We start from the raw sequence: 11,120 nt of genomic DNA on the forward strand, positions 1-11,120 counted from the left end.
AAAGCCATGTACGTTCCCCAGCATTTTGACGAGCCGAGGGTCGAGGTCATGCACGAATTGATGCGTGAGCGGCCTCTCGCGACGGTGGTCACGATGTCCTCGCAGGGACTCAATGCAAACCACATCCCGTTGTATCTCTCTACGGAGCCCGCTCCCTTTGGCACATTGCGCGGTCATGTGGCCCGTGCGAATCCGATGTGGCGCGATCTGCAAGCCGGCCTTGAAACGCTGGTCATATTTCACGGTCCGGATGCGTACATCTCACCTTCCTGGTACGCAACCAAGCAGGAGTCCGGCAAAGTCGTTCCGACCTGGAACTATGCCGTTGTCCATGCGTATGGCACTTTGCAGGTGATAGACGATGCATCCTGGGTGCGCAGCCAGCTTGAAGTGCTAACGGCTCATAATGAACGGCGTTTCACCGAGCCATGGGCAGTCTCGGATGCACCTCGGGATTTCACCGAGAAGTTGATCGCGGCTGTTATTGGCGTCGAGATCGTTATTTCCAGTCTGTCCGGAAAATGGAAGGTCAGTCAGAATCAGCCCCCGCAAAATCAGGCCGGGGTCATTGACGGACTTGATAAAGTACAGTGCCCGGATTCGGTTTCAATGGCATCACTGGTCAAGGCGAATGCAAATATGCCGACTTAACGAAACAATCGAGGCACCCGGGTTACTGCAACGCGTAGAGTGCAATAACAAACGGGCATTGCCCCGGATGTCACAAATCAATGGTGCAATACGTTACGCTTATTGCACCCTACAATAACCAACCACTAAGGAACACGCACCATGACCACCCTCATCAAAACCGACACCACACTGGGCGAAGGCGCAGAAGCGCAAGCCGGACAAACCGTGATCGTGCATTACACCGGCTGGCTCTTCGACGAGAGCGCACCCGGGAACAAGGGCACGAAATTCGACAGCTCACTCGATCGTAACGATCCGTTCGACTTCCCGCTGGGTGGTGGCCGAGTCATCAAGGGTTGGGATGAGGGCGTGCAAGGCATGAAGGAAGGTGGACAGCGAACACTGGTCATTCCTCCGGAGATGGGCTATGGCCCGCGCGGCGCAGGCGGCGTGATTCCGCCGAATGCGACGCTGGTGTTCGACGTGAAGCTGCTTAAGGTGATCAGGACCGATATTGTCGACACCAAACTCGGCGAAGGCGAGGAAGCCAATGAAGGTCAGCACGTCACCGTGCACTACACCGGCTGGCTGTTCGACAAGAACGCACCGGAGAACAAGGGCACCAAGTTCGACAGTTCGCGCGACCGCGATGAGCCGTTCGACTTCCCTCTCGGGGCGGGCCAAGTCATCCAGGGTTGGGACATGGGCGTGCAAGGCATGAAGGTGGGCGGTCAGCGCACGCTGGTGATCCCGCCGGAAATGGGCTACGGCAAGCGCGGCGCGGGTGGCGTGATCCCCCCGAATGCGACGCTGGTGTTTGAGGTGGAGTTGCTTGAAATTAACTAGAGTTGGCCAGGGTCAGGCACATTGTGCCAACCCTGCAAAATCCGGAGGAGACATTAAATGAATCACTTTAGCTTTTTACCACTGGCCCTGTTGTTGGCAATCGGCACTATTTCAACCAGCGCCTGCTCTGAGCAGGTCTCACCAGCCGCAGGAACTAATAAAGTGACCGAACTCATCAAAACCGACGTCAAATTGGGCAAAGGCGCAGAAGCCAAGGCAGGACAGCAGGTAACCGTGCATTACACGGGCTGGCTGTACGACGAAGCTGCTCCCGGGCATAAAGGCACCAAGTTCGACAGTTCGCGCGATCGCAACGATCCTTTTGTATTTCAGCTCGGGGCGGGTCAGGTCATCAAGGGCTGGGATGTGGGCGTTGAAGGGATGAAAGTGGGTGGACAACGCACGTTGATCATTCCCGCGAACATGGGTTATGGCGCACGAGGTGCGGGCGGTGTGATTCCGCCGAACGCGACGCTGGTGTTCGATGTCGAGTTGCTTGGCGTCCACTAGAAGACACACCCCCTTCCTGAGGGCAGCAGCATGCACAAGATAATGGAATTTATCTTGCCGGTCGTTTTCGCTTCCGCCGAGGCGATATTCTGGGTTTTGCTGATCACTGTTCTGGTTATCTTCGGCAAAGGCAAGCTGTTGCCGTCCGAAAAGCGGCTCGTTATCGAACGCAAGGGGCAATACCGCATGGTACTGGCGCCGGGCCTTAATCTTGCCCAGCCATTCATAGAGGCCATCGCCAGGCAAGTTTCACTTGGGGAGGCCTGCGAGGATGGCGCGTTGTTGTGCTTTGAAGTGCGCGACAAACATGTCGCCACACGCAAGCGGCCCTCTTATCTGCTGCAGATAAACCAATACGACGGCCTGTTGCACTTCGAGGCCAGGCCTGTCGAACAACCCGTGCGCACGGCTGGCTCTTCCGGCGCTCACGACATGGCCGGGCAGGTCGAGAAGGCCGTCCATGCCATCGGATCTGCATGGGGAATCGGTCTGCAAAAAATTGACCACGCCATGTAGCTGGTGCAGCCAACCAGATCCCTTTACCATTCGCCTCTATGTTTTACCTCGAACTCTTCGCCGCGCTGGACCGCCACAAGATTGCCGGAACTACGATCAAGGTCGTTATGAAGCAACCTTTCAACCCCGGCGACCGCACGTACCATGTGAGCGACGAACGATTACGCGCATTCAAGGCGCTTACACCGGAGCAGCGCCTGGGCTGGGTTGAGGAATTGGCGAATTTCCTGCGCTTGGCCAAAGCCGGCAAACAGAAATCCTCAAGAGGTTAACGATGAACCTGATCTCCAACCCGCTGCTGGTGACGGCACTGATGCTCGCGGTGTCCAACTTGTTCATGACCTTCCCCCGTTATATGGAGCGCAACACTTGCCGAGTATCCCAAAACGGCTAGGTTACGCCGCTTTACGCTAATCAAGTGTCTATGAGACTTGACGGAAACAAATACTAGCATCTTCCGTCAAGTACATCAAAACCTCATCTGCATCAATAACCAGGTCAATTTTTCGCAGTCATTGCCCAGAGAGGACTGCTTAGTTTAGTTGCGCACGAAATATGCGAGTAAGGTGCTATGGCGTCTGGCTTATGACAAGATGATTCTTGGTATGCGCATTAATCACCATTTCGATGTTGAACAAGATTGGATTGAAGCCGCTGAAATTAATCTTGTCTGCGTGCACTCGTACAACCTTCTGCGCAAACACGTGCTTTCCATAGTGCGCATCTGAATCGAAATCATCCTTGAGACTGAATGTTTTTTTGCCAACGATTGTTGATTTGATTGCATCGTCAAAAAAATCCTCAATCACTGACTCTTTTTCCCCAGATTTCAGTGGTGTAGCAACTAAATATAGGTTGCCTGTGATATGCACGAATGGTTCTGTGCCAGCTACCACCGCTTTTGTTATTCCTTTTACCGTGTTAAATATACCGCCTTTCCCTTTCGCTCCCGCGTCATTGTCGGCCAGCAAAATTACGGGTTGTTGCGCTCCTGGAACTTTAAATTTTTTGTGTTCTCGATCGTATAGCCGCATGAAATGTGAAAGGCCCGATACTCCTCCGTTGACACCAAGAATTCGACCCGTACTTGTTCCAGAATACTTAAAGATTCTGACTGCCAGTTTGATAACTCCATCTGCGTTCGTTGTTGCAAGTCGCGGATGTGTTGCAGCTAGGCTCCTAATCGCATGCAGGATGTAGACGTTGTCCGTCTTGCCTTCGCAAATAATGACCGGGGTTTGCGCGGTATAGAATTCCTTGAATAACAGGAATCTTCGATACATTGACTCCTTGGTTGTGGCGCTGAATTGATCTTTTGAGTCTTTGTTTTGCGGGTTCAGTTTTTCGTTATAGAGATCAACTCCATCAATGAAACCAAGCATGCCGTGAAGTTGATTTGCTGAGCCTGCCACCTTGTTTATGATCATCGCGCCTTTTTCGTCGACCACCTTATGTACGAAATCAAAACTGCCTTTGGTAAACAAGTGATGAACCATTGCACGCACTGTGCGCCTGTATTCACTACGAACGTTCACCTTCTTATTAACGATTAACCCTGTCACCTCTTGTCGTGAATCACGATACTGCATTCGTGTCTTGATGGGATTTATAGCAAAACCACTTTTCTTAATCAGAGTTGCAAGCTCACTGCCCGGGCTCCACTTGTGTTTATCGCCCGAATCACACTGGGCAATACATGCCGGAAATTCTGGTTTGTTTGTGGAGAACGTCAGGTCGTCTGCGTACCGCGAATAAGTACACCCGTGACGTGCAGCCAGCCGAACAAGGTGGATATCAAGCACATGGCCGATTACGTTGGATATAACCGGCGAACACGGACTGCCTTGTGGCAAGGCGTTTTTATGGCAAACGATTTGAGCTAGCACTGTTGCCACATCCGCATGTAACAAGAAATTCTTGTCCTTCATGAAAAATCCACGAACGCGACCAAAGTTGATGCTGCCAAAGAAATCCGTCAAATCCACATTGAATACATACTTGCGGTTTCGATGCTCCTTGGCATTCGTGATAATTGACCGCTTTCGCTTGAACCCATGCGAAATCCTGTCACGCGAGCCGTTGGCCTTGTTTATCTCTTCTACGCAATTTTGAAGAAGATCAGACAGTCGTCGCTGAATTAGCTTTAACTCCGGTACCGGTGCACTGATGTTTCGAGTGCCGCCGTGTCGTTTTGGAATATCAAACTGTTTGTACTTGGTAGCGTCATTCTTCTTATACAAGATGAACGAAAGCGCAGACGCCTTAAACCCTATTAGGGCTGCCACATCGTGAAGATTTTTCGCTGACTTCAGTTTGATTAGTTGTGTCATTCAGCGTCCAAGAACGGGTGAGTCTACAGACACTCTTATGCGAGGCAACGTTCACACAGTCACGTCGCGAGAAGGATGGCGGAGAGCAAAGCCCTTGCCGTTTGTTTCACATGCCACGAATCGTAGCAAAAGGTCTGTCTGTAGACTCGTCTGGATTTTAGCATGCTCTCATGCAGTCAAAATATGGAGACATTCGCCAGCGAACACTATAATGCCTGACGCTGTGCACAGATGAGTTTCGCCAGTGAAAGGTCAGGTAAGATCGGACTATCATGTCAAAACATGCTCGAATATATCTGTCCTATGAATAACGGTGAGGGCGCTTAGGAACCATGGCACGCATTCCCTGCTTTGATGTTGCTCAGCTGCAAGCTGCATGCAAGGTTTTGGCTGACACGACGAACGGTCTCAGTGGCGGCGAAATTGGCCACATACTTGCTGACATGGGGTTGGTTGACCCGGATGTTGGGCTCACCAAATGGAAGCGCTTGTTTAACGCCCTGGCGCAAGCCCAAAACAAGAGTCAGGTCGGCAACCACCTCATCATGTTCGTCAATCGTGCAATGGCGCCAGCCCGCTACATCTCAACGCCTGAGCTATTTGAATGGCGGCGGGATGGTTTGAACGTCTCTCTTGCATTTGCAGGATACTCTGTCAGGGATGACGGAAAGGTGGTTCACGCTACTCGTGAGACTACTCTTTCTGGCGCACTCGCGCGAGCTAGCCAATTGCATTCCCTTTTGGAGTCGCGAGGAACTCATTCTGAGGTGCTCAAGTACTGTCGTGCCGAGTTGCTTCAGGAAAACTATTTTCATGCTGTCCTCGAGGCAGTCAAAGGTATGGCAGAGCGTATCCGCCAGTTATCCGGTCAAGGCATGGACGGCGCAGAGTTGGTCAATCTAGTCTTTTCAACCAAGGCACCAATTCTTGCCTTTAACTCTCTTGAAACTGAAACCGAGATAAGCGAGCAAAAGGGGATCGCCCATCTGCTTGTGGGCGTTTTTGGCGCAATTCGAAATCCAACTGCCCACGCACCTAAAGTCATGTGGGCAATGCCTGAGCAAGACGCCGCCGATGTTTTTGCTCTTTTATCATTCGTCCACCGGAAACTCGACAATGCAACGAAAGTGCAATCACATGAGACCTAGCGAGTTATTCCAGGTGTTATTGGATCGTCTAAAAACAACGCTTTTTCCATCCGTTGATTTCGCACTTTAGCCTTCATCACAGGACACCATGGCTACCAAAATATCCGAGCTAACGAGAAGAGACATCTTCGACCTTGTCTTTCTTGAGAAGATAAACCTCTACGGTCGACTGGAAGAAGTCGAGTTTCTTTCAAGAATATGGGATCTTGAAGCAATGCCTTCGACAGATAGCCGATTCAAAGATGCTATCGGGGATATATGGCAACACACAGTGAACAACGATGACTGGGATGCCGGTTGGGTGTTCTCTGACCCTCGCTTCAATCTGATGCGTGGCGATGACGAGACCTTTCTTAGAGTCCTTTGCGAATCTATCCACCCAGTAGTTCGGTCTGATGTGACCGAGTGCGAGCGGCTTTGCCAGCTCTTCAACAATTGTTTGAGTAACGACGGATTCCAGCTAGTTGAAAAGGCGCGTCTTTCAGGTAAGCCGATATTTGTTGGCAGGTATGTAGGTATCCACGTTTCACCAGGGATTCGTGCGGCGCGAGAAACTCTTTCTGGAACAGACGTCGCCTACGTTTCGCAGCAAATCACTCGTATGGAAGCGGCCGTGAATCAAGACCCAGAGCTTGCCATTGGCACAGCCAAGGAGTTAGTCGAAACTTGCTGCAAGAGTATCCTGACGGATGCCGGCGTAGTTTTTACAAAAGGGGACGATCTGCCGAAGCTCGTTAAGAGTACCGTCAATATATTGCAATTGACTCCCGAGGACATACCAGAAGAGGCAAAAGCGGCTAATACTATAAGACGGCTATTGAGTAATTTGGCATCAATTACTCACGGCGTTGCTGAGTTGAGAAATCAATATGGAACAGGCCACGGAAAAAGCGGCTCCGATAGGGGGCTGCAACCGCGGCATGCGAAGTTGGCAGTTGGTGCTGCATCGACGCTCGCGGTGTTTTTGGCTGAAACGCACAAGGTGAGGGGCAGTAAATGAGAGCGAATCCTCCGTTGCAGCATGCCCGCAATCTGGACTAAGCAGCGAATATTAGAGAAATAGCCAGTAGACCAATAGATTAACTAGCGTCAACGGTGCACCAACCGCCAGGAAAATCCAGAAGCCCAAATGTTCACCTTTTCGCTCGGCGGCTTGGGCGATAATTATGTTGCTCGCTGCACCAATTAAGGTCAGGTTGCCAGCGATAGTGCTACCCGCAGCTAAGGCAAGCATAGCCTCGGAATGCGAACTTGCTGACTGGACGAGCGGCAAAGCCAATGCCACTAACGGAACGTTGGAAACCAGCTGGCTCAATAACACACTACCTACCAATAGGTGAGGTACGCTGGCAAACGACGAGTTGATTGGTGGTAGCCATGACTGGATTGCGCCGCTATCCCAGACAGACTGCATCAGCACAAACAATGCAACGAAGAAGATAAGGGTGTGCCAATCAATGTGCCGCACCACCTCCATCCGGCGCGGGCTGCGTATCAGTATGGGCGCACAGGCCCCGACCGCCACGATCCACAGCGGCAATTCCATTGGTGTAGGCAGGATTGCCAGGACAATCTTGAGGCAGATGATTGCCGTCATACATATCACACCTTGTGCAGCAAGACGTGCGAGGTGCTTGTCATCAAGTTCTGGCACCGAATGAAGCAATGCCTGCCCGTGAAAGTCACGCCAAAATGCAATGCGCAGCGTACCCCATGCGAGAAACAAGTTGAGAAGAGTCGGCAGAGTCAGGCATTTGAAAAATGTCCAAAATGGATTAGACACCCCGCCATGGATGGCGATGAGCAGGTTTTGCGGGTTACCAATCGGGCTCATGACGGAGCCGATGGTCACGCCAAAGGCAAGGGCGAGCAGGAGAAGGACTGACGGCAATCTATGAACACGAGCCAAGGTCAGCATGAGCGGCGTTCCGATTACCGCCACAGTATCGTTCATGAGCAGCGCAGATGCCAGACCGCTACCTAGCAACACGGTCAGAACCAATAGCTCTGCGTTCCCTACTTTTCCTAACAAACGGGTACTGGATCGATACAACAACCCGCTGGAAACAAGTGCCTGCCCTAGTGTAAATACGCCGAACAGAAAACCGATGACTTCCCAATCGATTGCTCGCCATGCCTGGGTCAATGTGATCGCACGACATACAAGAACGGTTAGTGCGCCGCCTAGCATAATCTGCCAGATGGCTAGGCGCAATCCAACAACAAGCCGAAATGCAATGAGCAGGAGAACGATAGCAAGCGTCCAAAGCGACAAATTCATGATATACCGACCACATTGAGCTGCTGTTGATATGGTATCGCCCACTTAAGCGAACGGCTTGACCGACTTGTCATGTGTTTGCTCGCAGCCATAGCCAGTCACTGAAACCGGAGGAACAAGCCAAGATAGTTCTCATGGATAGCGCTTTTCCAAGGCTTGCCGTATTGCCGAAACCCAAAATTTTCAAGTATTCGAAGCATGGCCGGATTAGCAGCTATCTCTGTTGAGGCCATTAGATTTCCTGCGCCATATGCTTCGATTAGAACTCTTGCAATGTTCTTTCCAATGCCCTTGCCAGTATGCGCAGGCTCCGTAAACAAATAACCCAGCTCCCACTCAAAATCATTGCATAGATCAGGCAAACAGGCTTTCTGTGCCGAAAAATCGGACCCTGTTTTGACTTTTATCGCCCCTATGCCAGCCACTTCTGAATCAATTTTTGCAATGCAAAGTAACTTGCATCTGTCGGCCTTTTCCTGAAGATTGCCTTGAACCTTTCCTTGCCGCTTTAAAGCCTCAGCGAAGGTATTTCGGATCGCATCCGTGATCTGACTCTTCGAAATAACCTCGAACTCGATTTTCATATTGGACTCGGATGGACCTGTTTTTTTACACATAACGTAAAAGTGAGGGGTTAGATGAGCCAACAGCCGGTTTGGAACCGCACTCCAGACGATCAGGCTAACAGGTGTTTACTACTTTGGGGGCGATTCAGCATTCGCAATGCTGACATAGTCAGTTGATGCTAGTTTTATTGCTGTTCTTGCGGAGTAATTATCCAGCCTCTATTTTCGGCAAGGCGCGCCAGCCTTTCAATGAGGCGCTTAAATGCACTTTTGCCTGTGTAGCCTGGTGAGGATGTAATTAGGGCGTGCGCAGGATTTACTGGGTGAGTGGTTACAGGGTCAGGAATTACATCAAATGCATGCATGAGCTCTTGCCCATTCTCATCCGTTTTAGGCTTGCCCTTATCGGTGGTTTGCCTGAAGTCTTTGATGTTGCGCACATCAATAGTAACTAAGCTGACAATTCCATCTTCAGGAGATTTCTGGGCGCGACATGGGTCGTTATCGAAAAGACGGGCCCTGTCCACTGATGGTTGAAGCGATGGATCAGTAAACGACTGAGAACTTAATCTCAAGTTACCATTTGCATCGCGGGCGCATTGATTCCGTTTAAAGGAAATACTCCGATACAAGATTTCTTCGTCTTCAACGAAAGACAATGCTATGCCCCTAGCCACTCAAGTGTAGGCGCAATGGCAGTTTCATCGAGGGGGCCATCAGCCATTTCCGTATCGATGTCGTCACCCCAAACCTTTACATATTGAGCTTGTTCATTATCAACATAGAGTGTTAGTTTCTTTTCGTGATTCCACCACTCCAAAACAACTTCACCAAGGGAGCTAGCGGTCACATTGGGAGCATTCCAGTCTATGTTCAGTTGTGTCGCGATTGAATATAGCTGATCAATGAGCGCCATCGCATTTGCAACTGCCTTTGCGCTTACTGCCGTTACCTCAACTCCATCCCAGTTTGTTCCCCAGCTTTGCATGCTCCTGATTTTTTGAATTGTGCTGGTGACTGGGATTTCGTTAACAACCGAAGCTGTGTTCGGCGAAAACATGGAAGCCATAATGTTCCGCAGAGCATCTGTGGCTGTTTGAGTTTCACGCTGGGAAGGTGAGTACATATAAAACTCTCGTGCTGGTATGGCATAGTTCATTATCGAATTAGCTCCCGAGTTTTGTTGGAAATAATGCTTTCAAAAATCTTATTCTTTCTGTTGCGAAGCTGCTCTAATAAATTCCAGATATCTGGCAGTGCAGTAGTTGAGCTATTAAATACGTCAATATCGACAATTACGGAAAACCCTTTAAGTGTCGCTGGCTCAACTACAGCCTCATTAATCACAGCCATACTTGCTATGTCAGTTTGTGGCATTTGTAGTTGCAAGTGCATTCCTTGAACATCTTGCGAAATACCATCGGGAATTTGCGGGTATAGACTCAAATAATCCTCGATTGCAACCGTTGCAAGCGGGATGTCAATTCGATTGATGTATCGCACCGCAGTTCTTGTTGCAACTTTAGGCTCGCAATATTTAACAAATAACTCCCAATATTCTTTTGCCTCTCTGCTATAGGAAGCCCAGTCAGAATAAGGGGGTAAATGGCTGTAGGTTAGCCCCGTTTTTTTTAGCTGAAGTATTCGGGTGTTCGGTTCATCCACCAACCTGATCCCCATTTCATCAAGCGTCGTGGTTGATTTGTTTTTTGCCGCGTCCTCAGCATTGTGTTCTACCTGCATCCGCACAGAATTTAATTTGTTTTGAGATGGGAACCTGTCTTTGAGCGTATCAGCAAGTTCCTTAAGGCGTGCAAGTGGAGCCTCAGATTGAGGAGCAATCTGAATATCAATAACGGCCTCAATAATTGGGGCTTTTGAGTAATGCAAATTGCTCATATGGAGCGGTTTGCTCTGTGCATAAGTAGATTGTATGACGCAAAGTGGTTCGACGCAATGCATGCGTCGTACCCACTGTGGTCGATAGTCACGCAGTATTCACAAACCATTATGACAGCTATTTTGCACAAAATTCTCGACACCTCCGCTGTGCCCATTATCTCCCCACAACTCTAGTGCTGAGTCTGCTTTGGCGTATTGGGCGGAAGTAATTTTGGCTGGCCTAAAGCGTCTGCAATAGCCGATCATGTCGAGCGCTACACAACGCCGAACGGCAGAAGCCGCCCATCCTAGTGCATGCCAATCAACTGATGACCGCTACGAGGTATACTTTGCACTTCGCTACTTTGATTTTGTTAGTAGCGACTCATGAACGATTTATTTTGTAAAG

Annotated in this window: 13 protein-coding genes; 7 read left to right on the forward strand and 6 right to left on the reverse strand. The window is 50.0% G+C overall.

All coding sequences use genetic code 11. The annotated features are described in order from the left end of the window. The first annotated feature begins 6 nt into the window (after window positions 1–6). The 5 genes from QOY30_RS17245 to QOY30_RS17265 all read left to right on the forward strand — a co-directional run bounded on the left by QOY30_RS17245 (window position 7) and on the right by QOY30_RS17265 (window position 2,777). A complete protein-coding gene (locus QOY30_RS17245) occupies window positions 7–651 on the forward strand; it encodes an FMN-binding negative transcriptional regulator (RefSeq protein ID WP_283745854.1) in 645 nt (214 codons plus the stop codon). 141 nt (window positions 652–792) lie between these two features. Beyond that, window positions 793–1,479 carry an FKBP-type peptidyl-prolyl cis-trans isomerase gene (locus tag QOY30_RS17250; protein ID WP_283745855.1) on the forward strand — a complete coding sequence of 229 codons (687 nt, stop codon included), beginning with the start codon at window positions 793–795 and terminating at the stop codon, window positions 1,477–1,479. Window positions 1,480–1,536: 57 nt separating this feature from the next. Next, window positions 1,537–1,989 carry an FKBP-type peptidyl-prolyl cis-trans isomerase gene (locus QOY30_RS17255; RefSeq protein WP_283745856.1) on the forward strand — a complete coding sequence of 151 codons (453 nt, stop codon included), beginning with the start codon at window positions 1,537–1,539 and terminating at the stop codon, window positions 1,987–1,989. Between the two features lie 30 nt (window positions 1,990–2,019). After that, window positions 2,020–2,505 (forward strand): hypothetical protein, encoded by a 486-nt coding sequence (locus tag QOY30_RS17260; RefSeq protein WP_283745857.1) that lies wholly within the window; start codon window positions 2,020–2,022, stop codon window positions 2,503–2,505. 38 nt (window positions 2,506–2,543) lie between these two features. After that, a complete protein-coding gene (locus tag QOY30_RS17265) occupies window positions 2,544–2,777 on the forward strand; it encodes a hypothetical protein (protein WP_283745858.1) in 234 nt (77 codons plus the stop codon). Between the two features lie 297 nt (window positions 2,778–3,074). Here the strand turns inward: QOY30_RS17265 and QOY30_RS17270 are convergent, their stop codons facing one another. Further along, window positions 3,075–4,835 (reverse strand): retron Ec67 family RNA-directed DNA polymerase/endonuclease, encoded by a 1,761-nt coding sequence (locus QOY30_RS17270; RefSeq protein ID WP_283745859.1) that lies wholly within the window; start codon window positions 4,833–4,835, stop codon window positions 3,075–3,077. Between the two features lie 332 nt (window positions 4,836–5,167). Between QOY30_RS17270 and QOY30_RS17275 the strand changes: the two genes are divergently transcribed. Both QOY30_RS17275 and QOY30_RS17280 read left to right on the forward strand, forming a co-directional pair. Next, window positions 5,168–5,983, forward strand: coding sequence for a TIGR02391 family protein (locus QOY30_RS17275; RefSeq protein ID WP_283745860.1), 816 nt, complete (start codon window positions 5,168–5,170; stop codon window positions 5,981–5,983). An 88-nt stretch (window positions 5,984–6,071) separates the two neighbouring features. Continuing rightward, the gene (locus QOY30_RS17280) at window positions 6,072–6,983 is read left to right on the forward strand and encodes an abortive infection family protein (RefSeq protein WP_283745861.1); all 912 of its coding nucleotides are present in this window, start codon (window positions 6,072–6,074) and stop codon (window positions 6,981–6,983) included. Window positions 6,984–7,034: 51 nt separating this feature from the next. Here the strand turns inward: QOY30_RS17280 and QOY30_RS17285 are convergent, their stop codons facing one another. The 5 genes from QOY30_RS17285 to QOY30_RS17305 all read right to left on the reverse strand — a co-directional run bounded on the left by QOY30_RS17285 (window position 7,035) and on the right by QOY30_RS17305 (window position 10,729). Beyond that, window positions 7,035–8,264 (reverse strand): anion transporter, encoded by a 1,230-nt coding sequence (locus QOY30_RS17285; protein ID WP_283745862.1) that lies wholly within the window; start codon window positions 8,262–8,264, stop codon window positions 7,035–7,037. 98 nt (window positions 8,265–8,362) lie between these two features. Further along, a complete protein-coding gene (locus QOY30_RS17290) occupies window positions 8,363–8,848 on the reverse strand; it encodes a GNAT family N-acetyltransferase (RefSeq protein WP_283745863.1) in 486 nt (161 codons plus the stop codon). Window positions 8,849–9,015: 167 nt separating this feature from the next. Then, window positions 9,016–9,489, reverse strand: a complete 474-nt coding sequence (locus tag QOY30_RS17295) for a hypothetical protein (protein WP_283745864.1) — start codon at window positions 9,487–9,489, stop codon at window positions 9,016–9,018. 2 nt (window positions 9,490–9,491) lie between these two features. After that, the gene (locus QOY30_RS17300; protein ID WP_283745865.1) at window positions 9,492–9,989 is read right to left on the reverse strand and encodes a hypothetical protein; all 498 of its coding nucleotides are present in this window, start codon (window positions 9,987–9,989) and stop codon (window positions 9,492–9,494) included. Beyond that, a complete protein-coding gene (locus QOY30_RS17305) occupies window positions 9,989–10,729 on the reverse strand; it encodes a TIGR04255 family protein (protein WP_283745866.1) in 741 nt (246 codons plus the stop codon). Before QOY30_RS17305 ends, QOY30_RS17300 begins: the two co-directional genes overlap by 1 nt. Window positions 10,730–11,120 lie beyond the last annotated feature (391 nt).

The organism is Sideroxydans sp. CL21, assembly GCF_902459525.1.
Taxonomy (GTDB): Bacteria; Pseudomonadota; Gammaproteobacteria; order Burkholderiales; family Gallionellaceae; genus Sideroxyarcus.